The organism is Natronospirillum operosum (assembly GCF_004768465.1).
In the GTDB taxonomy this organism is placed as follows: domain Bacteria; phylum Pseudomonadota; class Gammaproteobacteria; order Pseudomonadales; family Natronospirillaceae; genus Natronospirillum; species Natronospirillum operosum.
Window position 1 is genome coordinate 63,202 of the sequence record NZ_SRMF01000005.1, and the last position, 26,433, is coordinate 89,634.

The 26,433-nt window shown below is 60.3% G+C and carries 20 protein-coding genes; 16 read left to right on the plus strand and 4 right to left on the minus strand.

What is annotated here, in order from left to right:
• Positions 1-16 precede the first annotated feature (16 nt).
• Positions 17-973, plus strand: a complete 957-nt coding sequence (locus tag E4656_RS12905; RefSeq protein ID WP_135483705.1) for a LysR family transcriptional regulator — start codon at positions 17-19, stop codon at positions 971-973.
• A 36-nt stretch (positions 974-1,009) separates the two neighbouring features.
• On the opposite strand, the gene E4656_RS12910 is transcribed toward E4656_RS12905, so the two are convergent.
• A complete protein-coding gene (locus E4656_RS12910) occupies positions 1,010-3,172 on the minus strand; it encodes a malate synthase G (RefSeq protein ID WP_135483706.1) in 2,163 nt (720 codons plus the stop codon).
• Positions 3,173-3,341: 169 nt separating this feature from the next.
• Between E4656_RS12910 and aceK the strand changes: the two genes are divergently transcribed.
• Positions 3,342-5,129, plus strand: coding sequence for a bifunctional isocitrate dehydrogenase kinase/phosphatase (gene aceK, locus E4656_RS12915; RefSeq protein ID WP_135483707.1), 1,788 nt, complete (start codon positions 3,342-3,344; stop codon positions 5,127-5,129).
• A 259-nt stretch (positions 5,130-5,388) separates the two neighbouring features.
• Here aceK and E4656_RS12920 read toward each other — a convergent pair whose 3' ends face one another.
• Positions 5,389-7,872 carry a glycogen/starch/alpha-glucan phosphorylase gene (locus E4656_RS12920; protein ID WP_135483708.1) on the minus strand — a complete coding sequence of 828 codons (2,484 nt, stop codon included), beginning with the start codon at positions 7,870-7,872 and terminating at the stop codon, positions 5,389-5,391.
• Between the two features lie 447 nt (positions 7,873-8,319).
• On the opposite strand from E4656_RS12920, the gene ung reads away from it, so the two are divergent.
• Positions 8,320-9,003, plus strand: coding sequence for a uracil-DNA glycosylase (ung, locus tag E4656_RS12925; protein WP_135483709.1), 684 nt, complete (start codon positions 8,320-8,322; stop codon positions 9,001-9,003).
• Positions 9,004-9,280: 277 nt separating this feature from the next.
• Positions 9,281-9,865 (plus strand): hypothetical protein, encoded by a 585-nt coding sequence (locus E4656_RS12930; RefSeq protein ID WP_135483710.1) that lies wholly within the window; start codon positions 9,281-9,283, stop codon positions 9,863-9,865.
• Between the two features lie 40 nt (positions 9,866-9,905).
• Here the strand turns inward: E4656_RS12930 and E4656_RS12935 are convergent, their stop codons facing one another.
• Both E4656_RS12935 and E4656_RS12940 read right to left on the minus strand, forming a co-directional pair.
• A complete protein-coding gene (locus E4656_RS12935; RefSeq protein WP_135483711.1) occupies positions 9,906-10,313 on the minus strand; it encodes a VOC family protein in 408 nt (135 codons plus the stop codon).
• 29 nt (positions 10,314-10,342) lie between these two features.
• Entirely contained in the window at positions 10,343-10,975 is a 633-nt protein-coding gene (locus E4656_RS12940) for an FMN-dependent NADH-azoreductase (protein ID WP_135483712.1), read from the minus strand.
• 145 nt (positions 10,976-11,120) lie between these two features.
• On the opposite strand from E4656_RS12940, the gene E4656_RS12945 reads away from it, so the two are divergent.
• The 12 genes from E4656_RS12945 to phoU all read left to right on the plus strand — a co-directional run bounded on the left by E4656_RS12945 (position 11,121) and on the right by phoU (position 26,172).
• Positions 11,121-12,044, plus strand: coding sequence for a LysR substrate-binding domain-containing protein (locus E4656_RS12945; RefSeq protein ID WP_135483713.1), 924 nt, complete (start codon positions 11,121-11,123; stop codon positions 12,042-12,044).
• Between the two features lie 453 nt (positions 12,045-12,497).
• Complete coding sequence (gene leuA / locus E4656_RS12950) at positions 12,498-14,234, plus strand: 2-isopropylmalate synthase (RefSeq protein WP_135483714.1); 1,737 nt, start codon at positions 12,498-12,500, stop codon at positions 14,232-14,234.
• 104 nt (positions 14,235-14,338) lie between these two features.
• A complete protein-coding gene (locus tag E4656_RS12955; protein WP_135483715.1) occupies positions 14,339-14,653 on the plus strand; it encodes a c-type cytochrome in 315 nt (104 codons plus the stop codon).
• 21 nt (positions 14,654-14,674) lie between these two features.
• On the plus strand, positions 14,675-15,991 hold the full coding sequence (locus tag E4656_RS12960) for an NAD(P)/FAD-dependent oxidoreductase (RefSeq protein WP_135483716.1): 1,317 nt from the start codon (positions 14,675-14,677) through the stop codon (positions 15,989-15,991).
• Positions 15,991-17,034: a YeeE/YedE family protein gene (locus E4656_RS12965; protein WP_135483717.1), complete on the plus strand. Its 1,044-nt coding sequence runs from the start codon at positions 15,991-15,993 to the stop codon at positions 17,032-17,034. Before E4656_RS12960 ends, E4656_RS12965 begins: the two co-directional genes overlap by 1 nt.
• Before the next feature lie 130 nt (positions 17,035-17,164).
• The gene (locus E4656_RS12970; RefSeq protein WP_167856059.1) at positions 17,165-17,947 is read left to right on the plus strand and encodes a thiosulfate oxidation carrier protein SoxY; all 783 of its coding nucleotides are present in this window, start codon (positions 17,165-17,167) and stop codon (positions 17,945-17,947) included.
• A gap of 22 nt (positions 17,948-17,969) precedes the next feature.
• Entirely contained in the window at positions 17,970-18,848 is an 879-nt protein-coding gene (locus E4656_RS12975; RefSeq protein ID WP_135483719.1) for a pirin family protein, read from the plus strand.
• Between the two features lie 128 nt (positions 18,849-18,976).
• Positions 18,977-19,954: a PstS family phosphate ABC transporter substrate-binding protein gene (locus E4656_RS12980; protein WP_135483720.1), complete on the plus strand. Its 978-nt coding sequence runs from the start codon at positions 18,977-18,979 to the stop codon at positions 19,952-19,954.
• 406 nt (positions 19,955-20,360) lie between these two features.
• On the plus strand, positions 20,361-22,667 hold the full coding sequence (locus E4656_RS12985; RefSeq protein WP_240753986.1) for an ABC transporter permease subunit: 2,307 nt from the start codon (positions 20,361-20,363) through the stop codon (positions 22,665-22,667).
• 15 nt (positions 22,668-22,682) lie between these two features.
• Positions 22,683-24,359, plus strand: coding sequence for a phosphate ABC transporter permease PstA (pstA, locus tag E4656_RS12990; protein WP_135483721.1), 1,677 nt, complete (start codon positions 22,683-22,685; stop codon positions 24,357-24,359).
• Positions 24,360-24,400: 41 nt separating this feature from the next.
• Complete coding sequence (pstB, locus tag E4656_RS12995) at positions 24,401-25,246, plus strand: phosphate ABC transporter ATP-binding protein PstB (protein ID WP_135483722.1); 846 nt, start codon at positions 24,401-24,403, stop codon at positions 25,244-25,246.
• Positions 25,247-25,449: 203 nt separating this feature from the next.
• Positions 25,450-26,172: a phosphate signaling complex protein PhoU gene (gene phoU / locus E4656_RS13000; RefSeq protein ID WP_135483723.1), complete on the plus strand. Its 723-nt coding sequence runs from the start codon at positions 25,450-25,452 to the stop codon at positions 26,170-26,172.
• The last annotated feature ends 261 nt before the right edge of the window (positions 26,173-26,433 follow it).

The window sequence follows — 26,433 nt, forward strand, 5'->3', positions numbered from 1 at the left end:
GTTCGGTATAACGCCGATGAATATTTCCCGTCACGATCTGAACCTGCTGGTCTATCTGGATGTTCTGCTGCGCGAAAAGAATGTCACGCGGGCGGCAGATCGTCTGAGTATCAGCCAGCCGGCCATGAGCAATGGCCTGAAACGCCTGCGCGAGATGTTCAAGGACCCGCTGCTGGTGCGCACGTCCAGAGGCATGGAACCGACCGCGCGGGCGCTCAGTCTGCAGCCGGTCATCCACGAAATCCTGATGCAGCTGGAATCGACGCTGCAGACGGACGAGGCGTTCTCTCCCGGTACCGAATCCCGCATCTTCCGCATCATGGCCAGCGACTATGCCGCCACCACGCTGCTGCCCGAACTGCTCAGCCGCATCCAGCAGAAGGCACCCCGCCTGATTCTGGACATCATGACGCCCAGCGATGTGGACTTTCGCGATGTGGAAGATGGCCGTATCGACATGGCGATCAACATGTTCGATGACCTGCCGCTGTCGTTCTATCAGAAGAACCTGTGGCAGGACCGGTTCTGCTGCGTGCTGCATTCCGGGCATCCGGCGGTGGAGAAGTTCGATCTGCAGAGCTATCTGACCTCGGACCATGTATGGGTCAACAAAACCGGTTACGGCGTCGGGGTGGGCATCAATCTGGCGGATGTGCAGAACATGGGCTGGGTGGACCGCAGCCTGGAGCAACTGGGCTATCGGCGCCACATCAAGCTGTTTGCGCGCGACTATCATGTGGCCATGCACATGGCCACCAGTGCCGGTCTGATTGCCACGGTGCCGGTGCGTATTGCCGAGCTGTATCGCAACTGGCCGGAACTGACTCTGCTCAAGCCGCCGTTCAAGATTCCCGAAGCCGAGCTGAAGATGGTCTGGAGCCCGCTGCTGCACCACGACCGCGCCCATATCTGGATGCGGCAACAGGTCACCGAAGCGGTGGAGAGCCTGCGGGCCAGTGGGCTGTCACCCTGAACGCAAAAGGCGCCCTGTGGGCGCCTTTTGCGTTGATCAACTGTCTGCTTTCAGTTCCAGACGGCGCCGGTGCAACACCGGCTCCGTGTAGCCGCTGGGCTGCTGGCGACCGGAGAAGACCAGCTCGCAGGCAGCCTGGAAGGCCACGGAACCGTCATGGTCGGCGGCCATGGGCTGATAATCCGGGTCGCCGGCATTCTGGGCATCCACCACAGCGGCCATGCGGCGCAGCGTCGCCATGACCTGTGCCTCGGTGCACAGGCCGTGATGCAGCCAGTTGGCGATATGTTGGCTGGAAATGCGCAGCGTGGCCCGGTCTTCCATCAGGCCGACATTGTCGATGTCCGGCACCTTGGAGCAGCCTACACCCTGATCGACCCAGCGCACCACATAGCCGAGTATGCCCTGGGCATTGTTGTCCAGTTCCTGCTGAATCTCCTCGGCACTCAGTTCGCGGTCCAGCAGCGGAATGGTCAGAATGTCGCCGAGATCGGCCCGGGGGCGCGACTGCAGTTCGTTCTGCACAGCCGCTACATTGATCTGGTGGTAGTGGGTGGCATGCAGGGTGGCGGCGGTGGGTGAGGGCACCCAGGCGCAGTTGGCACCGGCCTGCGGATGCCCGGCCTTGGTCGCCATCATCTCGGCCATTTCGTCCGGCTTGGGCCACATGCCCTTGCCGATCTGGGCATGGCCCTGCAGACCACAGGCCAGGCCGATATCCACATTCCAGTTTTCATAGGCGGTGATCCACGGCTGGCTCTTCATGTCCGCCTTGCGGGCCATGGGGCCGGCTTCCATGGAGGTGTGGATCTCGTCACCGGTGCGGTCCAGAAAGCCGGTGTTGATGAAGATGACCCGCTCCCGGGCCCGTTCGATACAGGCCTTCAGGTTGACCGTGGTACGACGTTCTTCATCCATGATGCCGATCTTCAGGGTGTTGGCCGGCAGCTCAAGCATCTGTTCGATGCGGGCGAACAGGTCCACCGCGAAGGTGACTTCATCCGGGCCGTGCATCTTGGGTTTGACGATGTACAGCGAGCCGGCACGGCTGTTGCGCAGCCGGTTCAGGCGCCTGAGGTCATGCAGCGCGGCCAGGGTGGTGACCACACCATCCAGAATGCCTTCGGGAATCTCCCGGCCCCGGTACAGCACGGCCGGGTTGGTCATCAGGTGGCCGACATTGCGCACCAGCATCAGTGAACGGCCGGGCAGGGTCAGTTCGCTGCCATCCGGCGCGGTATAGGTGCGGTCCTCATTGAGGTGCCGGGTTACCGTGCGCCCGCCCTTGCTGAACGAGGCCGTCAGGTTGCCTTTCATCAGGCCCAGCCAGTTGCGGTAGACCTCGACCTTTTCTTCCGCATCCACGGCGGCTACCGAGTCTTCGCAATCCTGAATGGTGGTCAGTGCGGATTCGAGCACGATATCCTTGACGCCGGCAGCATCGCGGGCGCCGATGGCGTCTTCGGGGTCAATCAGGATTTCTGCATGCAGGCCGTGGTGGCGCAGCAGTAAGGCTGCGGGCTGGTCGGTCGCACCCTGGTAACCGCGAAACTGCTCCGGCGCCTGCAGACCACTCTGCTCGCCATTGTCCAGGCGGATGACCAGTTGGCCATCTGCCACCTGATAAGCGGTGGCCTCGGCATGTGACCCCGAGGCCAGCGGGAAGTGGCGGTCCAGAAAGTCCCGCGCCCAGGCCACCACCCGGTCGCCGCGCACCGGGTTGTAGGTGGTGCTCTTGTCGGCGCTGTTGTCCTCGGCAATCACATCGGTGCCGTAGAGCGCGTCATAGAGGCTGCCCCAGCGCGCATTGGCCGCATTCAGGGCAAAGCGGGCGTTGCGCACCGGCACCACCAACTGAGGCCCGGCCAGGGTGGCGATCTCCGGGTCGACCTGAGTTGTGTTGACGGCGAAATCGTCGCCTTCCGGCTCCAGATAGCCGATCTCGGTGAGAAACGCCCGGTAGGTCGCGGCGTCAATGCTGCCCCGGTGCTGGCGGTGCCAGCCGTCGATCTGGCGCTGCAGATCTTCGCGCCGGGCCAGCAGTGCCTGGTTGCGGGGGACAAAGTCATTCAGCAATTGCGTCAGGTCGGACCAGAGCTGCTCCGGTTCCACGCCGGTGTCCGGAATGATCTCCTGTACCAGCAGGTCATGCAGTTGGGTGGCGATCTCGAGATCACCCTTTTGAATGCGGTCGGTCATGATGGAAACACCCCTTCTTGTTTGTGATGCAGCCTACCGGCAGCGACCGGGTTGAGGCCAATTGTCATGCCGCATACTGGCTATAAACGGGGTGAATGATATCCCGTCTGTCATCACGGATGGGCGGTGGTACACTGCGATCAAACAGCCATGAGCAGACGGGTGCATCATGTCCCGCTTCAATACGTCACCATCCCCTGACCCTGCCGCTGAAGGATCGGAGCCGCTGGAGCGCCAGATCGCCCGGCAGATGCTGGCCGGGTTCGACCACCACTACGAGCGTTTTCGCGCCATCACCGAGCAGGCCCAGACCCGTTTCGAGCAGGCGGACTGGAAGGCGGCACAGGCGGATCACAGAGCCCGCATCAACCTGTATGACGACAGCGTCAATCAGGCCGTGGCGGCCTTGCAGCAGGCGCATCCGTGCATGGATCAGGTGGATACCGAGCTCTGGCGCCGGGTCAAGAAGCAGTTCCGGCGCCTGATGATGCAGCACCAGCAGCCGGAGCTGGCCGAATCGTTCTACAACTCGGTGTTCTGCCAGCTGTTCGAGCGCCAGTACTACCACAACGAATTCATCTTTGTGGAATCCTATGCGGATGATCTGTTGGCAGTACGCGACAGTCATGCCTATACCAGCTATTACCCGCGCATGGACGGCTTCGAGGCCAATATCGACGCCATCCTGAACAGTTTTTCGCTGCAGCAGCCCTTTGCAGACCTGGGGCGGGATATCGAGCGGCTGCGCGACAGCTTCTACAAGCAGTCGGCGGTGGACATCCGACCCGAGGACAACCTGCGCATCGATATTCTCGACAAGCTGTTTCTGCGCAACAAGGCGGCCTATGTGGTCGGCCGCATCGTCAGCAAGGAGGCCACCCAGCCCTGTGTGGTGCCCCTGCTGATCAACGAGAACAATCAGGTCTATATCGATGCGCTGCTGATGGACCCCTCAGATGTCAGCATCGTGTTCGGTTTTGCGCGCAGCTATTTCATGGTGGATGCGGCCGAGCCCTCGGCCTATGTGCGTTTTCTCAGTGAAATCATGCCGCACAAGCGCAAGTCGGAACTCTACAACGCGCTGGGGCTGCACAAGCACGGCAAGACCGTGTTCTACCGGGATCTGCTGCATCACATGCAGGAGACCGCCGACCAGTTCGTGGTCGCGCCCGGGATCGAGGGCATGGTGATGGCCGTGTTCACGCTGCCGTCCTACCCCTATGTGTTCAAGATCATCAAGGACAGGTTTGCGCCCAGCAAGTACAACACCAAGGCCGGTGTGAAGGAAAAGTATCAACTGGTCAAGCAGCATGACCGCGCCGGGCGCATGGCCGACACCCTGGAATATCGGCACGTCGCCCTGCCACGGCATCGTTTCTCGCCGGCCCTGATCGACCACCTGCTGGAGGTGGCGCCGGCCGAGGTCAGCATCGAGGGCGATGACGTGATCATCGGCCACCTCTATATCGAGCGCCGCATGACTCCGCTCAACATCTATCTGGACCAGGCCACGCCGGACCAGGCCCGTGCCGCCATGCTGGACTACGGCCTGGCAATCCGGGAAATAGCCGGTACCAACCTGTTCCCCGGCGACATGCTGCACAAGAACTTCGGTGTGACCCGGGTGCATCGGGTCATCTTCTACGACTATGACGAAGTGTGCTATCTCGACGAATGCAAATTCCGCCGCATCCCCGAAGCCACCACGCCGGAACAGGAAATGGCCAGTGAGCCCTGGTACTCGGTGGGGCCCAACGACGTGTTCCCGGAAGAATTCGGGCCCTTTCTGCTGGGCGGCAACCCGGCGCGCGAAGCCTTCATGGAAGTCCATGGTGAGCTGCTGACCCCGGAGTACTGGCAGGGGCTGCAGCAGCGCCTGGCCGCCGGCCATCTGGAAGATGTTTTCCCCTATCATGAAAACAAGCGCTTCTGCGTGCAGTACGGCGGGTATCTCTAGATGCGCGACAGCGTCAGGCCCTGTTTCAGGTGAAAGACGCACAAAAAAAGCGGCCACTGCCGAAGCAGGGCCGCTAAATTTCGATTTCAGAGGTGCGCCATCCCTGGCGAAGAGCCTGATGCAGTGCGGCAAGGGCACAGCAGGCCAGACCCGTTTACCAACCGCGTGTCCTTGTGCGATCAGGCATCACGACAAGACCCAAGTTAATCTAAATGAGAATTATTTGCAACATTAAAGTTGAACTTTTTTGCTGCAGTCCTCACGCATTGTCTCTGGGGTAGGGTTTCAGCTTCCAGATGCGGTCCACATAGTCCTGAATGGATCGGTCCGAGTTGAACTTGCCCATGGTGGCCGTGTTGATGATGGCGCTGCGCGCCCAGGCCTTCCGGTCACGGTATCGGGCATCCACTTTCAACTGGGCTTCGGCATAACTGCGGAAGTCGGCCAGTACCAGGAAGGGGTCGCCGCCATCGAGCAGGCTGTGCTTGATGGAAGACAGGGCGCCTGGCTGCCCGGGGGTGAAATAGTCCGTATCCAGCCAGTCCACGACGGCCTTGAGCTCGGCATCATTGAGATAGTAGTCGTAGGGATTGTAGCCCCGGCTGTTCAGGGCCTTTACCTCGTCCACGGTCAGCCCGAAGATGAAGACATTGTCTTCTCCGGCCTCTTCGGCAATCTCGATGTTGGCGCCATCCAGAGTGCCGATGGTCAGCGCGCCGTTCAGGGCCAGCTTCATGTTGCCGGTGCCTGAGGCCTCCTTGCCGGCAGTCGAGATCTGTTCCGATACATCGGCTGCCGGAATCATCTTCTCGGCCAGGCTGACCCGGTAATTGGGCAGCATGACCACCTTCAGCTTGCCGCCGACGCGTTCATCGTTGTTGATGCGGTCTGCCACCTTGTTGATGGCAAAGATGATGTCCTTGGCCAGGCGATAGCCGGGCGCTGCCTTGGCACCGAAAATGAACACGCGCGGCACCATGTCATGGTCCGGGTTCTCCAGCAGGCGTCGGTACAGGGCCAGTATGTGCAGCAGGTTCAGGTGCTGGCGCTTGTATTCGTGCAGGCGCTTGATCTGGATGTCGAAGATGGCGCCAGGGTCCACTTCGATGCCGGTCAGGGCCTTGATGACATCGGCCAGCTCTTCCTTGTTCTCGTGCTTGATCTTCATGAACGCATTCTGGAAGCGGGCATCATCGGCCAGATCGGTCAGCTTCTGCAGCTTGTCGAGCCGTACCGGCCAGTCCTTGCTGGCATGGCGGTCAATCAGCTCGGCCAGGCGCGGATTGCAGGCCTTGAGCCACCGGCGCGGGGTGATGCCGTTGGTGACGTTGGTCAGCTTGTGCGGCCACAGGGCATGGAAGTCGGGGAAGAGGTCCGACTTCACCAGTTCGGAGTGCACCTCGGCCACCCCGTTGACCCGGTGCGAGCCGATCACCGACAGGTGTCCCATGCGAACCATGCGGCGGGCACCCTCCTCAATAATGGACAGGCGGCTCTTGACGCCATCATCACCCGGCCACTTCTGTTCCACCTCTTCGGTCAGGAAGTGGTGGTTGATCTCGTAGATGAGTTCCAGATGACGCGGCAGCACCTTCTCGAACAGATGCAGGTCCCACTTTTCCAGCGCTTCCGGCAACAGGGTGTGGTTGGTATAGGAGAACACCTGATGGCACAGCTGCCAGGCATGGTTCCAGTCCATGTCCTTGTCGTCGATCAGAATCCGCATCAGTTCGGGAATGGCCACCGCCGGGTGGGTGTCGTTGAGCTGGATGGCCACCAGCTTCGGGAACTGCGTCCAGTCATCGCCGTGTGCACGCTGGTAGCGGCGCACGATATCGGCCAGTGAGGCGGCACTGAAGAAGTACTGCTGGATCAGGCGCAGTTCCTTGCCGGCTTCTGTTTCGTCGTTCGGATACAGCACCTTGGAAATCGCCTCGGCTTCCGCCTGTTCGATCTGGGCATCCACATAGCCGCCGGCGTTGAACACATCCCAGTCGAAGAAATCGGTGGCGCGGCTTTCCCACAGGCGCAGGATATTCACATTGGCGCCGTTGTAGCCCACCACCGGGATATCCCAGGGTACGGCCTTGATATTGCGCCCCGGATGCCAGACCTTGCGCGCGCGACCGTCTTCATAGACGGTTTCCACATAGCCATACAGCTTGATCTGCTGCACCGATTCCGGACGGCAGACTTCCCAGGGGTTGCCGTATTCGCGCCAGTCGTCCGGACGTTCGATCTGGCGGCCATTGCGAAAATGCTGTTCGAACAGACCGTGTTCATAGTGGATGCCATAACCCACGGCCGGGTAGTTCAGCGTGGCCAGGGAGTCCAGAAAGCAGGCCGCCAGCCGCCCCAGGCCGCCATTGCCCAACGCCATGTCGGGTTCCTGTTCCAGTATGTCGGTCAGGTTCTGACCCAGTGCCGCCAGGGCCTTGTCGGTGGTCTCGAACAGATGCAGGTTGTGCAGGTTGTTCGACAACAGCCGGCCCATCAGAAACTCCATGGACAGATAGTTCACGGCCCTTGTGTCATAGCGGGAGTGGGTCTTCTGGGTGTCGGTAAGCCCGGCCATGACAAACTCGTTGATGGCGGCGGCGGTGGCTTCCCACCAGGCCAGCGCTGAGGCTTTTTCCGGGTAGGTGCCCTGGGTGGTGTGCAGGTGATGCAGAATCTTCTGTTGCAGCGCCTTGGATGTGGCCGGTGCCTTGCGCGAACTGGCCGAACGGGTCTGGGTTGTCATGACGGTATCCTTGAATATTCGGAGGACAATAACCTGATGGTAGTCAAACGACAGCTCCATAGAGGGTGGACGACGGTATTAAGGGGGTGGAAAATGGGGTGGAAAATTGGAAATAGGCACTGGTCCAGTTGCCGCCGGAAGTGGGTGCCGGGTGATCAGACACGCAAAATGCGTCGTATCAGGCCCGTCCCTGGGCCTGACCCTTCGGGCTCGCTGCGCTCATGCAAAATTGCTCCCGGCAATTTTGTCCCTGACAGCTCGACTGCGGCCATCCCTGGCCCGCAGACGGTCAGCTCACCCGGCACCCACTTCCGGCGGCTTCACGAACGGTACCTCGTCTGCCTGTTGTCTACCGTCGACTAATGACTTTTAACTTCCGACTTCCGAAGTCTCTGCTCGCCCAGTAGACTCTGTGCGATCAGATGAGACAGACACAGTGAGCCCGCCATGCCCCACATCGCCGATCAGTTCCCTGCCGCCTGGCGTCCTCTGGCCGAGGATTTTCTGCGCTCGGAGCAGGCGCAGCATCTGTCCGCCTTTCTGGATCAGGAGGTGGCGGCGGGGCAGACCCTGTTTCCGCCAGCAGAGCAGCGCTTTGCGGCGTTGGAGGCGGTAGCACCGGAGCAGGTGCGGGTGGTGATTCTCGGGCAGGACCCTTACCACGGTCCGGGTCAGGCCATGGGGCTGTGCTTTTCGGTGCCGCAGGGCGTGCGGGTGCCGCCGTCATTGCAGAACATCTACAAGGAACTGGCCGATGATATCGGTTTCCGGATTCCCGATCATGGAGACCTGACGCACTGGGCCGAGCAGGGCGTCCTGCTGCTCAACAGTGTGCTGTCGGTGCGGGCCGGCGATGCCGGGTCGCATGCCAACCAGGGCTGGGAGACACTGACCGACCAGTTGGTGCATGGGCTGGCGCGTGAGCGCGAGCATCTGGTGTTCATGCTCTGGGGCAGCTATGCGCAGCGCAAGGCTGCGGGTGTAGACACAGAGCGGCATCTGGTACTGAAAGCGCCGCACCCGTCGCCGTTGTCCGCCTACCGCGGTTTTATGGGCTGCGAGCACTTTTCGCAGGCCAACACCTGGTTGCATGCGACGGGGCAGCCACCCATAGACTGGCAGCTTTTTTAAGGGACCTTGACGGAAGCGGCAGCAACTTGTCACGGAAGCTGGGCGTCCAGTGGGTGATCAACTATGCCGGGAACAAGGGATAAGCAGTTCAACCCGCACAGTAACCATTCAGTCTGCCATGGTGACCTTTCGTCGCATTGGCTGTTTGCGATCAACAGCTCTGGTGAATACTGACTCCTGTCTTCAAAGTACAGGAGCGAAAGACATGCGGGTGGTACGACACACAAGTCAACTCAGCCAGGTGCGCCGAGGGTTCTGCCTGGGCGGGGTAACTCTGTTGAGCACAAGCCTGATTCTGCTCGGTTCGGCAGCCCAGGCCAGCGACGGGAAAAGGGGTTACCAGGACAAGTCAGATCACTATTCCAGTGATCGTGAACGGCGCAAATTCTATCTTGCCGGCTCTGTAGGGCTGGGCCTGTCAGGTTACGACCGAGACGGCAATGCACTGGGTGATGCAGACAATGCAGCACCCTCCGTCGCGACCATCTTCAAGTTGGGTGGGCACCTGACCGATCAGGTAGCACTCTATTGGCACCGGGAAGCGCATTGGTGGGACGACAGCGAGACCGACGAGTATATGGCACATGGCCTTAACGGTGTGGGTCTGACCAGGTATGAGAACAACAGCGCGCCGGGTTGGTACGGGGCGCTGGCACTGGGTGTGGGCAGTGTCCGATATGTCTCGGGATCCGGACTGGACACGGCCTATGGCCCCGGGCTGTCACTGGGTGGCGGCTATGAATTCAATCGTCACCTGGCCGTTGGGCTGACAACGCTGTATTCCTCCACCAGGACATCTGGCAGCGATCGTGTCGAATATGACACCGGGTCCGCAGCCCTGCAGTTGCAGTTTAGGCTCTGAAGTTGCCAGATCAAACCCAACTGATCGAGTAGGTAGTTTTTCATGATGCACCTGCCTGGTTTTCTTCAGCGACTTCTCTGTAGTGTCTGAGTTCGATGATATGGCCGGAAGGATCATCCAGATACAACGCATCGGCATACCCTCTGGCACCTGGCCAACGCCCGGGCGTTCCGCCATTTCGATCATGCGGCGCATTGCCAAAGGCAATGTCATACAGGCGGAGCTGGTGCCAGACCTTTGCAAAGTCAGGGCGCTCCAGTGCAAAGGCCAGATGAATGACATCAGAGGGTCTGTCTTCAATGAGGTCCAGTGTGAATTGATCATTGACTCTGATGACTTCAAACGGCCCGGTCTGTCCTTCATGGGAGAAACCCAGGATGTCTCGGTAAAAGACCAGTGAAGCAGCGGTGTCGAAAACCCGCAGAACGGTGTGGTCAATCGTAATCATGGCTGGCTCCTTTGGGTTCTTGCTGTAACTCAGGCCTCTGCGGCAATCAGTTCAGTGACAACGCTGTCGAGACTTTGACCACCCAGCTGCCTGGCTCGTGACTTGCCTTCGGGACCCATGGAGGTACCCTCTGCCAATACGATGTTCACCTGGTCGACCCCCATGAATTGGAAAGCCGCTTTGAGATAGGACTCCTGAAACTCCAGGTCGCTCGCCGGCCCCGTGCTGTAGACACCTCCGCGGCTGGCTACCACGACAACCAGTTTGTCTCCCGCCAAACCTTGTGGGCCAGTTTCGGTGTAACGAAACGTAATCCCGGCTCGCATGATTCTGTCGAGCCATGCTTTCAGTGTGCTGGGAACAGTGAGGTTGTACATGGGAACACCGACCAGAACGATTTCAGCAGCAAGGAATTCCTGCAACATGGACTCGGTTTCCGTTATCAGATGTTGCTGGCGTTTATCTGTCGGCTTTTGAAAACCGTTGATCAGCGCAAAAACCTCTGCTGTCAGGTGGTCCGGTGGTTGGTTAGCCAAGTCTCGGAAAGTCACCTCAATATCCTTGTTGTTGCTCGTCAGCCTCTCAACTGACTCGTTAATCAGGCTTCGCGAAATTGAATCTGAGCCGAAACTGGAATTAATACAAAGTACCTTGGTAGTCATGGACGCGCTCCTCGGGTTGGCGTTGTTGTGAAAGCCGGACAATTTGTCCAACGAGTGACTTTCAGTATATTTGCATCAATAATGATCAGTAGTGGGTAAAAATGAGCATTACTGTTCCATAAATGAAACAATTGAGGTCTGGCTGGTGACTGATCTGAATGACATGGCACTCTTCGCCCGCGTGGTTGAGCACGGAAGTTTTTCAGCAACGGCTCGCGCTCTGGGCATGCCAAAGGCCACATTGAGCCGGAGAATTGCCCGATTGGAGGATGAGCTGGAGGTTCGTTTATTGAACCGGACGACTCGTAGTCTGCATGTTACGGAGCTGGGATCGGAGTTTCTTCGTCATTGCCAGGCCGTCATATTGGCGGGAGAAGCTGGGAAGGAGATTATCCAAAGGGCAGGAGCGCAGCCAAAAGGTCGAGTGTACCTGACGGCGCCTATTGCCATTGCACAGACGATGCTGGCTCGGCTGTTGCCTGAATTCATGCTGCAGTATCCCGAGATTGACGTACATCTGGAGTCCACGAATCGCGCCATTGATATCATAGCTGAAGGCATAGATGTCGCAGTTCGTGTCAGACATGGCATTGACGACTCCTCACTGATTCTTCGGAATCTGGCCGAGAGCTCCCTGCTCACAGTTGCCAGCCCAGGCTTGTTCACGGCAAACTCGTCCGTGCTGCATCCTCAAGACCTGGTGCGTTTTCCGTCTTTGTCCATGCGGTTTGCTGATGGCAGGCCCCGATGGGAGTTCAGCAGAGCTGGTGAAGATCCAATCAATGTAAGTCACAGGCCCAGACTCGTAACGGACGACATGACAGTATTGCGAGAAGCTGCCGTGCAGGGAGTTGGTGTCGTTGCTCTTCCCGGATTTGTCTGTCGACCCTGGATTGAAAGTGGAGACTTGATCAGGGTATGCCCGGACTGGCAACACCGAGCTGGCCAGATTCATGCCGTTTACCCACACAGGAAAGGATTGTTGCCGGTGGTGCGCTGTCTGGTGGATTTTCTGGCAGAGCGCTTCCCTGTCGTGGCCAAGCAAGAGGGTGTGCGGCCGGACGGTTGATTCATCCGCTGATACTGCTGGAAGATCTGAAGCACCGTTTCCCTGTCATCAGGAACTGACGCATCGGAGGGGTTGCATATAATGCGCCAGGCCGTTAACTTAATAGTCATGACACATTGGCATACCAGACATTACGACGCTCTACGACTGCGACTATCCTGATCGCCCGCCCGGGCCTGTGCCTTTGTTCCGGCGCTCAAGAGAGCGTTTATTGTCAGCCAGGATAGTGAAACATTTCATGAAACAGTTCAGCTCTTCAGCCTTCTCAACTACGGTGCCAGCCGTGGGTGGTTTTGCGTGCCTGCTGTCCTCACTGCTACTACGACTGCGCCGCGGGTACTGAGCCGAGTGTTGGCGGTGCTCAGTAGCCCAAGGTGATTCTGGCCGCCTTGTTCCATTTGTTGACGCAGCATTGGCTGCACTGAAAGACGCAGAGAATTCGAGGAAAACAGCATGTCCGGCATTGAACAGAACGACGGTATCCGAACGGAGATCATTGGCGATGGCTCGGCGGGTACCTTTGACTACCGCAAATATCCCGCCTATCCGAAACCCAAACTGAGTGACCGCACCTGGCCTGATCAGGAAATCACCCGCGCCCCGGTATGGGCCAGTGTGGACCTGCGCGACGGCAATCAGGCACTGATCGAACCCATGACCGTGCAGCAGAAGATGGTGTTCTTCGAACTGCTGGTCGATATCGGCTTCAAGGAAATCGAGATCGGCTTTCCGGCGGCCTCGCAGATTGATTATGACTTCACCCGCCGCCTGATCGAGGAAGACCTGATTCCGCAAGATGTCACCGTGCAGGTGCTGGTGCAGGCGCGGGAAGAACTGATCGAGCGTACCTACGAGTCCCTGCAAGGTGTGCACAGGGCCATCGTGCATGTGTACAACTCGACTTCAACCGTGCAGCGGCGCGATGTGTTCCGCATGGATCAGGCCGGCATCAGGGATCTGGCCGTGCAGGGGGCCACCTGGGTGCAGGAATATGCCAAACGCTACCCGGATACCGACTGGCGCTTTCAGTACTCGCCCGAGAGCTTTACCGGCACCGAGCTGGACTATGCCATCGACGTCTGCAACGCCGTACTGGAAGTCTGGCAACCCAGACCGGAGAACCCCGTCATCATCAACCTGCCGGCCACGGTGGAGATGACCACGCCCAATGTGTTTGCCGACCAGATAGAGATTGTGCACCGCCAGTTGCATCACCGGGACGCGGTGGTGCTGAGCGTGCACACGCACAATGACCGGGGTACCGGCATTGCCGCTTCCGAGCTGGCCGTCATGGCCGGGGCGGACCGGGTCGAAGGCACCCTGCTGGGCAACGGCGAGCGTACCGGCAACATGGATATTCTCACCATGGCGATGAACCTCTATTCGCGTGGTGTGGACCCCGAGCTGGATCTGGCCGACATGGCGCGCATCCAGAAGGTCTATGAATACTGCAATCAGTTGCCGGTACACCCGCGCCACCCCTATATCGGGGAACTGGTCTACACCTCTTTCTCCGGCAGCCATCAGGACGCCATTCGCAAGTGCATGAGCGCGCGCAAACCCGGAGATCTCTGGGATGTGGCCTATATCCCGATCGATCCTACGGATCTTGGCCGCAACTATGAGGCCGTGATCCGGGTCAATTCCCAGTCCGGCAAGGGCGGCGTGGCCTGGTTGCTGGAACGGGAAACCGGCTACAACCTGCCGCGCGAACTGCAGCCGCTGTTCAGTCAGCATGTGCAGAAAGAAGCAGAACGCACCGCCAAGGAAGTTAGGGCGGACTGGATTGTGACCGCCTTCGAGCAGGAATACATGGCGCGCACACCGCTGCGGCTGGGCGACTATCGGCTGTCTTCCACCGAGGCAGGTGATGACCAGTTGTCGGCCGATGTGCATATGGACGGCCAGCAGCAGCGCTGGGTGGGCAAGGGCGACGGACCCGTGGATGCCTGGACCAGTGCGCTGGCCCAGCATGTCGGCTTTGTGGTGGAAGTGGATGATTATGCCGAGCACACCCTGGGTACGGGTTCCGATGCCAGAGCCGTGGCCTACGTCAAGCTGAAAACCGGTGAACGTACCTGGTGGGGCGTGGGTACCGGTGGCGACATTGCCCGGGCGGCCCTGGATGCGGTCAGTGCGGCGGTCAATCGGGAACTGGCCGCACGGGCGGCAGAAGCACAGGTCGCCTAGGCAGCTGGCACAAAAATGCACTAAGCTATAGGGCTTGCACGGACCGTCTGGCGGGCCGCGCAGCCCGGATACGGAACATGATGCCCAGTGGGTAAGGAGTCGCTATGAAAGTCATAACCCCGATACTGTCCTGTGGCCTGCTGACCCTGGGGCTGGCTGGCACCGCAAGCGCTGACAATGTCAGCCTGGATCCGCTGGCCGACTCGGTACTGGCCGGAGGCTGCGCTGGCTGTCACGGCACAGCGGGCGCCCTTGAAGGCCTGGTGCCTGCAATTGCCGGCCGCCCGGCCGATGAACTGGAAACCCTGTTGCTCCAGTTCAAGAACGAGGACGCACAGGCCACTGTGATGAACCGAATTGCCGCCGGCTATACGGACGACGAACTGGCTCGTCTGGCTGTCTATTTTTCGGCCCAGTAAGCGGGACCAAGGAGAACATCGATGTCTGACAAGAAGAATCCACTGGCCACCCTGTCCCGGCGCGGACTGCTGAAAGGCGTGGGCGCCGTGGGCGCACTGCCGCTGTTGAATGCCTGCGGTGCCATGGGCCAGCAGGGTGGTGGTGACGCGCGCGTGGTCGTGATTGGCGGCGGTTTTGGCGGTGCCACAGCGGCCAAGTATCTGAAGCGTGGCAACCCGAACCTGGAAGTCACTCTGGTAGAGCCCAATGAGGTGTTCTACACCTGCCCGTTCAGCAATCTGTACCTGGGCGGTCTGCGCGAGATGAATGAGATCGCGCACAACTACAACGAACTGCGTGAAGTCTACGGGGTGCAGGTCATTCACCAGACGGCGCAGGATGTTGATCCGGTGAATCACACCGTGGTGCTGGGTGACGGCACTACCCTGATCTATGACAAGCTCATCATGTCGCCCGGTATCGATTTCCGCTGGAACGAGCTGGAAGGCTACGATGAAGCTGCGCCCCAGTATGCACCGCATGCCTGGCAGGCTGGTGAGCAGACCCGGCTGCTGCGTCGTCAGCTCGAGGACATGGACGACGGCGGTGTCTTCGTTCTGGTGGCGCCTGCCAATCCTTTCCGTTGTCCGCCCGGGCCCTATGAGCGGGCCAGCATGGTCGCGCACTATTTCAGCCAGCATAAGCCCAACTCCAAGGTGCTGATTCTGGATGCCAAGGACAACTTCTCCAAGCAGGGGCTGTTCACTGCCGGCTGGAACGAATTCTACGGTGATCGCATCGAATGGGTCGGGCTGTCCAATGACGGTCGGGTGACCCGGGTTGATGCCATTCGCCGCGAGGTGGAAACCGAATTCGGTACCCTGCATCAGGCGGATGTACTGAATGTGGTGCCGCCGCAGAAGGCCGGCTTTATTGCCGAGCGTGCCGGTCTGACCGATGACAGTGGCTGGGTACCGGTGAACCCCGCGACCTTCGAGTCCACGCAGGCCGAGGATATCTTCGTGGTGGGTGATGCGACCATTGCCGCGCCGATGCCGAAATCCGGCTTCTCGGCCAGTTCGCAGGGCAAGGTGGCCGCTGCGGCCATTGTGGCTCAGGTGGCCGGTGAAACACCGCCGCCGGCGTACTTCACCAACACCTGCTACAGCCTGATCGCACCGGACTACGGCATCTCGGTGGCCGGCATCTACCGCACCACCAGTGACGGTGAGGTGGAAACCACCAGCAGTGGCCTGAGCCCGTCGGAAGCCGATGCCTCGACCCGGGCGCTGGAAGCCCAGTATGCGCGCGGCTGGTATGAAGCCATGGCCCAGGATGCCTGGGGCACCCGCTATTGATGAGCCATGTCGAAGGGGTGCTGCTGGGTGGTCTGATACTGGGGCTGCTGTTCGGTGCCATCGGGCAGCAGACCGGTTTCTGCCTGCTGCGCGGGTTGAAGAACCAGTGGGTGGCCGGTGACGGCCGCAAGCTGCGTGCCTTTGCCCTGGCCATGGCGGTGGCGCTGCTGGGCACTCAGGTGCTGGCCGTGCTGGCGCCGGTGGATCTGAGCGCCTCGGTTTATCCGCAGCGCAGCCTGTCCCTGCTGCTGCCGCTCGGTGGTGTCCTGTTCGGGTTGGGCATGGTCATGGCCAATGGCTGTGGCGCCCGTTCGCTGGTGCTGCTGGGTACCGGCAATCTGCGTTCGCTGGTGGTGCTGCTCTGTCTGGGCGTGGCCGCCTACATGACGATGTCGGGTGTGCTGGCGAATCCGCGGCTGGCTTTGGAGGGGTCGGTGCAGTTCCGGCTGCCGGCCGGGACCTGGTGGCAGTGGCTGGCCGGTCTGGGCATGAGCCCGACGCTGGCACGGTGGCTGTTTACTGTGGCGCTGGTCACGCTGTTGGCGGGCTTTGCCCTGACTCATGCCGGTTTCCGGCGTTCGGGTCGGGACCTGGCTGGCGGGCTGCTGATCGGCCTGCTCATTCCGGCCGGTTGGTGGGTCACCGGGGTACTGGGAGACGACATCTTTGATCCGGTCCGGCTGGCGTCACTGACCTTTGTGGCACCAGTGGGCGATACCCTGCAGTACCTGATGATTGCCACCGGCATCAGCCTGACCTTTCCGGTTACCGTGGTCGCCGGCATCGTGCTGGGCAGCCTGGCCATGGCCCTGCTCACCGGCGGGTTGCAGTGGCAGGGCTTCGAGTCTCCGCGCCATATTCGTCGGTCGGCTCTGGGTGGCCTGCTGATGGGAATCGGTGGTGTCATGGCGCTGGGCTGTTCCATCGGTCAGGGGCTGACCGGGTTCTCTACCCTGGCCATCAGCGCCTGGTTGGCTCTGGGCGGTATCCTGCTGGGCGCCTGGCTGGGGTTGAAGCCCTTGAAAAACTGGGCGTCGCCCTGATCTTTCCGTCAGGTGAAAGCAATCGATTTCGCCTTTGGTTCCGTATAATGGAGTCTGGTAACGATCCTCGCCGGGCCGAACTCTGATGTCGACCCGGCGAGGATCAGGCAGGCTCTGGAGAACAGTATCTATGCGCAAGTTGCAGTCTTTGTTGGCCTTGTCCCTGTTGGCGCTTCTGGCTCCTGCAGCGCTGGCAGACGGCTCGGGCTGGGAGCGGCATGCGGCAGTTGCCGAAGCAGTGGGGGAAGCGACTCCGCAACTGGGCCAGTTGCGTATGCAGATGCCCAGCGTGTCGGAAGACGGTTCGGCAGTGCCGCTGGAACTCAGCATCGATCATCCAATGTCGGCCGATGAGTACATCGAGAGTATCCGGGTCTTCGCCACCAAGAACCCCAACGCCGAAGTGGTGGATTTCTTTCTGACGCCCCAGATGGGGCGGCCTGAAGTGTCGACGCGAGTGCGTGTCAATGAATCCCAGACGCTGTATGCCGTGGCGCACAGCAGCACCGGCGAGGTCTATGTGGCCAGTGCCGACATTCGGATCACGGTGGGCGGCTGTCTGATGGCCAGTGACGATGATATCGCCGAGTTCGGTCAGCCCCGGGTGGCCATTCCCCGCTCACCCAGTGCCGGCGAGCCGGGCGAAGTGCGTACTCTGGTGACGCACCCAATGGAAACCGGTCTGCGTGAAGGACCGGATGGCGAGATTCTGCCCCGGCGGCTGCTTGACACCCTGGTGGTGGAGTATGAAGGTGATACCGTGCTGACGGTCCGCATGCACACGGCGGTGTCCGAGAACCCCTATATGCGCTTCTTCATGGCGCCAGAGGAATCAGGGCAGGCCGTTTTTCGCTGGACTGAAGAAGACAGCGGCGACACAGTGGAAGAACAGGCGACATTCAACCTGTCCTGAAGATATGCAGTGAGGTGCCGTGATGGGTACAGTCAAGGTCAGTGGGCGCGCTCATGATATGGAAGGCGTGCCGGTGCGGCGGGTCATGCCGCATCGTACCTGTCGGGCCATTGGCCCCTTTGTGTTTCTGGATCACATGGGGCCGACCGAGGTGCCGGTGCAGGTGGCGCCGCACCCGCATATCGGGCTCAGCACACTGACCTGGCTGTTCAGCGGTGAAATGCGGCATCGTGACAGCCTGGGCAATGACCAGATGGTGCGCCCCGGTGAGGTCAACTGGATGACGGCCGGACGCGGCATCGTGCACTCGGAACGCGCCGGAGACCTGTCCGCACCGCTGCACGGCCTGCAGTGCTGGGTGGCCCAGCATCGAGAAGAAGAGCAGGGCGAGTCGTCCTTCCAGCATCTGGCGTCAGCAGCGCTGCCGCGTTTCTCCAGTGAGGGGGTGGACTGGACACTGATTGTCGGCCATTGGCTGGAGCAGCGTTCACCCCTGAACATACAGTGGCCGACGTTTTTCGCCGAAGGGCGGGTGCAGGCCGCAGAGACCTGGCAGTGGCGCTATCCGAGCAGCCATGCGCTGGGGGTCTATGTGGTATCAGGGCGTCTGACGGTGGACTGGCATGATGGTGAAGCCATGACACTGGCACCGGGAGAGCTCGGAGCTTTTCCGCCTCCGGAAAGCCAGGCCGGCCCGGTGGTCTCGGCCGATGTGGGCACCCACTTTGTGGTGCTGGGCGGTGAGCCCTTGCCGGAGCCGCGTCAATTCGACTGGAACTTTGTCAGCAGTGATCCGGCACTGCTGGCGCAGGCGCGTGCGGACTGGATTGCCGAGCGCTTTCCCTCCGTCCCCGGTGACTCGGGACGCATACCACATCCGGCCGAGAAAAGTTCAGGCTGACCCGCTCGGCGACACTGTCACACAGTCAACACAGAGCTGTCATCTACTGGTCACATTGTCTCCCTATAGTCGAATTCGCAACGGGGATTTCCCCAAACTGCCTGCATTCGACTGTGGAGATATACACCATGAAAATGAACACACTACTGCTGTCCGGCATGGTTGCCGGCGTGGCTACTCTGAGCGCCAGTGCCATGGCCCAGGATGTGGACCCGAACCTGCCCGTGTATGAGCGTACCTCTGGTGTATCGGGTAACATCACCTCGATCGGTTCCGATACGCTGAATAACCTGATGACGCTGTGGGCCGAAGAGTTCAACCGCTTCTACCCGAACGTCAATGTACAGATCCAGGGTGCCGGTTCTTCTACTGCACCACCTGCGGTTACTGAAGGTACTGCGACTTTCGGTCCGATGAGCCGCGCCATGCGCGACTCCGAAATTCAGTCCTTCGAAGAGCGTCACGGCTATGAGCCCTACGCGCTGCCGGTCGCCATCGATACGCTGGCGGTTTATGTGAACCGCGACAATCCGATCGAAGGTCTGTCGCTGCCGCAGGTAGATGCCATCTTCTCTTCCACGCGTTTCAGCGATCATCCGGAAGACATCACGCGCTGGGGCCAGGTCGGCCTGGACGGCGCCTGGGTGAACCGTGACATCCCGCTGTACAGCCGTAACGCGGTTTCCGGTACCTACGGTTACTTCCGTGACGTCGCCCTGTTTGGTGGTGACTTCAAGGCTTCCATCAACGAGCAGCCCGGTTCATCATCCGTGGTTCAGGGTGTGGCCGAAACCATCAATGGTATTGGTTACTCGGGTATCGGCTACATCACCTCCGGTGTGCGCGCCATACCGCTGTCACGTGAGCACGGTGGTGAGTTCTTCGAGCCGAACGCGGACAATGCCGCTACCGGAGATTACCCGCTGGCGCGCTTCCTGTACGTCTATGTGAACAAGCACCCGAACGAGCCGCTGGAGCCGTCAGTAGCCGAGTTCGTAAGAATGCTCTACTCACAGGTTGGCCAGGAAGTTGTGGTACGCGACGGCTTCGTACCCTTGCCTGCCAGCGCTGCAGAACGCGTACTGCGCGATCTCGATCTGCTGTAAACGCCATACCCTCAGATTTTCAGGGAGCCCACGGGCTCCCTTTTTTGTGCCCGGCGACTCCAACCCTGCCTCCCAGCTTTTGTAGGCGGTGGCCCTTGGCCACGCATGCGAGAGAAGCCCCGAGACGTCGTATCGCACCGCTTGCAGAATAACCTCTGTTGTAGTGAGCGACGCGAGTCGCGATGGGTGGCGCAGCCGCCCCTTGTTCGGGGCCTCAGGCCCCGTTCGGGACTTGCGTCCCTCGCTACAGATCGAGTGCCTTCTTGAAGTTGTCGCTGATGGCGCAGCCGCCGGGAGTGGGTACTGGGTGCGCAGAGCACCGCGACAGATCTGTCATCAAACCGTCATCAAGGGTGCTTAATCTCCGGGCCATGAGTTCTCAATGCCTTGCAACCGAGTAGCCGCCATGACTGATCTGGTTCGTACCGAGGGCGACAACCTGCCCCCTGCACGCTCTCTGCTTCCTGACGCCGAAACCCGCATGCGACGCCGCAAGTGGCGCATGATTCGGGATGGCATATCTCGCTGGGGTATCACTGCCGCCGGTTTCGGGGTGGTCTTTTCCCTGACCCTGATTTTTGCCTACCTCTTCTACGAGGTCGCCCCGATTCTGCGTGGTGCCCAGGTCAGCCCCCAGATCGAATATGACATGCCCGGCCTGGCCGAAGGGGCCACGGTCAGCCATCTGGTGATGGAGCGCCACCGCACCCTGGGCACGGTTTATGCCGATGACGGCATGGTGACCTTTTTTGCAATCGAGGATGGCTCGGTCAGAGCGGCCTTCCCGACTGGATTCCCGACAGGCACACGAGCCACCTCATTCGCCGCCGCCGAGCTCACCCAGAGTATCACCGCTTACGGCCTGGACAATGGCCAGGCTCTGGTGCTGCAGCACGATTTCGAAAGCAGTTTTCCCGAAGGCACGACACGCCATATAGAACCGAGTGTTCTGCGTCCCTTTGGTGAAGATCCGATTGTTCTGGATGAACAGGCACAGCCACTGGAACTGCTGGCGGTGCAGCAGACCGACAGGGGGGCGACGCGCCTCGGTCTGGCTGGCGTGACCGCCGATCAGCGACTGCTACTGGCTATCCTGTCCACACAGGAAAACATGATGACCGGCGAAGTGACCGTGAGCAGCAACCGCTTCACGTTGCCGGACATTCCCGGTACGCCGGTCAAGTTGTTGCTGGACAAGGGCCTGCGCAATCTCTTTGTCGCCACAGATGACGGCATGCTGCATTACTACGACGTCAGCTCGCCGGCTCAGGCGCGCCTGGTCAACAGCCTGGATGTGGGCGAGGGCGAAGCCATCACCGCCATGGACTTCCTGGTCGGGTCCATTTCGGTCATTACCGGTACCGCCGACGGTCGACTGATGCAGTCCTTCGTGGTCCGGGATGCCGCCAATGAACGCACATTGCGCCCGGTTCGCACCTTTGATCAGCACTCTGGTGCCATTCGCGTCATCGCACCCGAGTATTCACGCAAGGGTTTCATTGTCGGTGACGAGACCGGCACCCTGGGCATTCATTACGGCACCTCGTCGCGCACCCTGCTCAAGAAGTCGATGTACGAGAATGCCTTCGAGAATATTGCCATCGATCCTCGGGTCCAGGCACTGCTGACCGTCGGTGAAACCGGTCGGGTACAGGTATCTACCCTGTGGAACCGGCACCCGGAGTTGTCGTTCAAGGCACTGTGGAATCGGGTCTGGTACGAAGGCCAGGCCGAGCCGGAATTCACCTGGCAGTCCTCGGCAGCGCGTGACGAGGTCGAGTCCAAGTTCAGCCTGGCGCCCCTGACTGTGGGTACCATCAAGGCTGCCTTCTACGCCATGCTCTTTGCCATGCCGCTGGGTTTGCTCGGTGCCATCTATACGGCCTACTTCATGACGCCGAAGCTGCGCGGTGCGGTAAAGCCGGTGATCGAGGTGATGGAAGCCCTGCCTACCGTCATACTGGGCTTTCTGGCCGGTCTCTGGCTGGCCCCCTTCCTCGAAAACCATCTACCGGCGGTGTTCTCCATTCTGGTGTTCATGCCGCTGTCCATGATCGGCATGGCGGCGCTGTGGAAGTTTGCTCCGGAGCTACTGAAACGACTGTTCCCGGCGGGCTGGGAGTTTGTGGTGCTGATCCCGGTCATTCTGCTGATCGGCTGGGTGGCTGTCTACACCAGCCCGTTTGTCGAAATCGCTTTCTTTGACGGCAGCATGCGTCAGTGGCTGACCGACAACAATATCACCTATGACCAGCGCAACGCGCTGGTGGTCGGGATTGCCATGGGTTTCGCCGTTATCCCGACTATCTACTCGATTGCTGAAGATGCGGTATTCAACGTGCCCAAGCACCTGACTCAGGGATCACTGGCCCTGGGTGCTACTTCCTGGCAGACCGTGGTCGGCGTGGTTCTGCCCACGGCCAGCCCGGGCATGTTTTCGGCAATCATGATCGGCATGGGCCGGGCGGTGGGTGAAACCATGATCGTGCTGATGGCCACTGGCAACAGCCCCATCATGAATTTCAACATCTTCGAGGGCATGCGCACCCTGTCGGCCAATATCGCCGTCGAGCTGCCGGAAACGGCGGTGGGCAGTTCCCACTTCCGCATTCTGTTCCTGGCGGCACTGGTGCTGTTCGTGCTGACCTTTGTTCTCAATACCGCCGCCGAAATTGTGCGGCAGCGCCTGCGTCGCAAGTACAGCAGCCTTTAAGGAGCATAACGAATCATGAAGAACTGGTTTCGTAGTGGCACCCCCTGGATCTGGCTGACGGGCGGCGCTGTGGCGCTCTGCCTGGTGATGGTGATCGGTGTCGTAGGACTGATCGCAGTGCGCGGGCTGTCTCATTTCTGGCCGGCGCCCGTGATCGCGGTGGAGATAGAGAACCTGCAGACCGGCGAAATGCGCCGAGTGCTGGGCCCCATCTCCCGCACCGAGACGGTGCCCGCGCAGGTGGCAGCCGATGCTGGCAACTATATTCCCGAAGACCGTCTGGACACGCTCGTGACCCGCTATCTGTTTCGGGTCGGTAATCGGGACCAGTTCGGGGCCGATTTCGTCTGGCACACTGATCTGGGTATGCGCGAATTCGAATATCCGGCGCAGGTTCTGGAGCTGGAACGTCGAGAGTGGGGCAACTTCTATGGCTATCCGGAAGCCCTGCTGGTGGATGGCGAAGAAGTACTCACTGCTGACCACCCGGATTTCCTGCCCGGGTTGAAGGACCTGGTCGAACGCAGTCTGGTGTTGCATGACGATATCCGCCAGATAGAACGGGGCGAGGTGGGCGAGATCAATCGTCAGATGGAGCAATTGCGGCGAGAACTGCGCCGGCTTGATCTGAACGATGTGACCGGCATGGCCCGCACCGAGGAAGAGGCCCGGGTGGCCGCCGAGCGGGCGCGGCTTGACGCGGAATACGACGAGTTGCGGGCCGACCTGGATGAGCTGTATGCCAGCACTCGCCGCGACACGCTGCGCATGCGCATGAGCGACGATCGTACCGTGTCGATTCCGCTGGCGCAGGTCGTGCGTGTGACCCAGCCCAACAACATGTCGGTACCGGCCAAGATGGTCGAATACATGGACCGCTTCTGGACCTTTGTCACCGACGAGCCCCGTGAGGCCAATACCGAAGGCGGTATCTTCCCGGCCCTGTTTGGCACCGTGACCATGGTGATAGTGATGTCCATCATGGTGACCCCGTTCGGGGTGCTGGCGGCCATCTATCTGCGCGAGTATGCCAGGCAGGGGCCTATCACGCGTGCCGTTCGTATCTCGGTCTACAATCTGGCCGGGGTGCCGTCCATTGTGTTCGGGGTGTTCGGTCTCGGCTTCTTCGTCTACTTCCTCGGCGGCAACATTGACCAGCTGTTTTTCCCCGAAGCACTGCCACGGCCGACCTTCGGTTCGCCCGGTCTGTTCTGGGCCTCGCTGACCCTGGCGCTGCTGACCCTGCCGGTAGTGATCGTCTCCACCGAGGAAGGGCTGGCGCGGATTCCCAGCACCATCCGCCAGGGCTCGCTGGCGCTGGGGGCCACCAAGTCCGAAACCCTGTGGAAGGTGGTGGTGCCGCTGTCGACCCCGGCCATGATGACCGGCCTGATTCTGGCCATTGCGCGCGCGGCCGGCGAGGTGGCGCCGCTGATGCTGGTCGGGGTGGTGAAGCTGGCGCCGTCGCTGCCGATCGACGGCAACTTCCCCTATATCCACCTCGAGCGTCAGTTCATGCACCTGGGCTTCCATATCTATGATGTCGGCTTCCAGAGCCCCAATGTCGAGGCGGCACGGCCGCTGGTCTATGCCACGGCACTGGTACTGATCCTGCTGATCATCGTACTCAACCTCACGGCCATCAGTATCCGCAACCACCTGCGGGAAAAGTACCGCAGTGAAACCGATTGACGCACCGGCAACCCGACTTTAACGAATCGAGAGTGAGAACCATGACCGATAACCGCACATACACCCCCCGTAGGGCTTTTGTGAAGGCTGAAGAGCTGAGCAAGCCGCGCGAGAAACTGAACCTGTCGCGGGAAAAAATCAAGCTCGATGTCCAGGACCTGCGCCTGCAGTACGGCAAGGATGAGGCCCTGAAGGGCATCACCCTGGGCATTCCCGAAAAGCGGGTGACCGCCTTCATCGGGCCGTCCGGCTGCGGCAAATCAACCCTGCTGCGCTGTTTCAACCGCATGAATGATCTGGTCGACATCTGCCGCATCCAGGGCAAGATCCTGATGGACAGTCAGGACATCTATGGCCCCAATGTGGACGTGGCGGAACTGCGCCGGCAGATCGGCATGGTGTTCCAGAAACCCAACCCGTTCCCGAAGTCGATCTACGAGAATGTGGCCTACGGTCTGCGCCTGCAGGGTGTGAATGATCGCCGCACGCTGGACGAGGTGGTGGAGAACAGCCTGCGCGGCGCTGCGCTCTGGGATGAGGTGAAAGACCGCCTGCAGGACAACGCCTTTGGCCTGTCCGGTGGTCAGCAGCAGAGGCTGGTGATTGCCCGCGCCATCGCCATCGAACCGGAAGTGCTGCTGCTGGATGAGCCAGCCTCGGCGCTGGACCCGATCTCGACGCTGAAAATCGAAGAACTGATCAACGATCTGAAAACCCGTTATACCATCGTGATCGTGACCCACAACATGCAGCAGGCGGCGCGCGTCTCCGACTACACCGCCTTCATGTACATGGGCGAGATGGTCGAGTACGGCGTGACCAATGACATGTTCACCAACCCGAAAGAGAAGCAGACCAACGATTACATTACGGGACGGTTTGGTTAGATGCTGTCTGGATTGAATGCAGAGAGGCCTCTTCTGGTGCAGGTCTGCCGGGGCTCCCTGGACGGGGAGCTCAAAAACAGGACGTTTTTGTGCTAGCCCCCAGGGATGGGTTTACGGCGTCCCCGGACAGGGAACCCGGCAGGCCCTCTGACATCGGAGCTGACCCGTTCGCAAATTGCGGTAACAAATGCCTGGAGAACACAATGGACGCTATGAACCTGAGTACGCACATCTCCTCCAAGTTCAACGAGGAGCTGGAACTGGTCCGCAACGAAGTCCTGGCCATGGGTGGCATGGTCGAACAGCAACTGCAGGACGCCCTGAATGCAGCGGTAGAGTCCGACTCCGAGTTGGCTCAGGCGGTGCTGTCCTCTGACGTCCGCATTAACGAGATCGAGATGCGTATTGATGAAGACTGCTTCCGCATCATCGCCAAGCGCCAGCCCACCGCCGGTGATCTGCGCCTGATGCTGGTGATCATGAAGGCCATCGGTGATCTGGAGCGCATCGGTGACGAAGCCGAGCGCATTGCCCGGGTGGCTCTGGAGTCCTTCAGCAACAAGCAGCAGAAGGACCTGCTGGGCAATGTCGACAATCTGGGGCGTCACGTCCTGTCAATGTTGCACGACACCCTGGATGCCTTTGCGCGCATGGATGTGGAAGCGGCGCTGAAAGTGCATCAGGAAGACCAGAAGATCGACCGTGAATACGAGGCGCTGATGCGTCTGCTGATGACCTACATGATGGAGGATTCGCGGTCGATTCCGAAGATCCTCAATGTCATGTGGGCAGTGCGCTCGCTGGAGCGAATCGGCGACCGTTGCCAGAATGTCTGCGAGTATGTCATGTACCTGGTCAAGGGCACGGATGTGCGCCATACCGAGTACGACGAGATGGAAGAAAAGGTGCGCGGCGACGGGGAGTAACGCCCTGCGGTTTTTGGATGCCGCCGTGGTCTTGATCAGCGCAAGTCGGACCGTCGCGCCACGTTCGGGATCTTAGCTCAAGCCGCCTTTGGCGGGGTGCACTGACCGCAGACACGCAAAATACGTCATCCCTGACAGCTCGAGCACGGCCATCCCTGGCCGTGCACGGTCTGCGGTCCAGTGCACCTCCACCCGGCGGCCGTGCCTGCAGTGACTTCGTTTAAAACGCACCTTGGGACACTCAAAAGCGATCGGCCACGG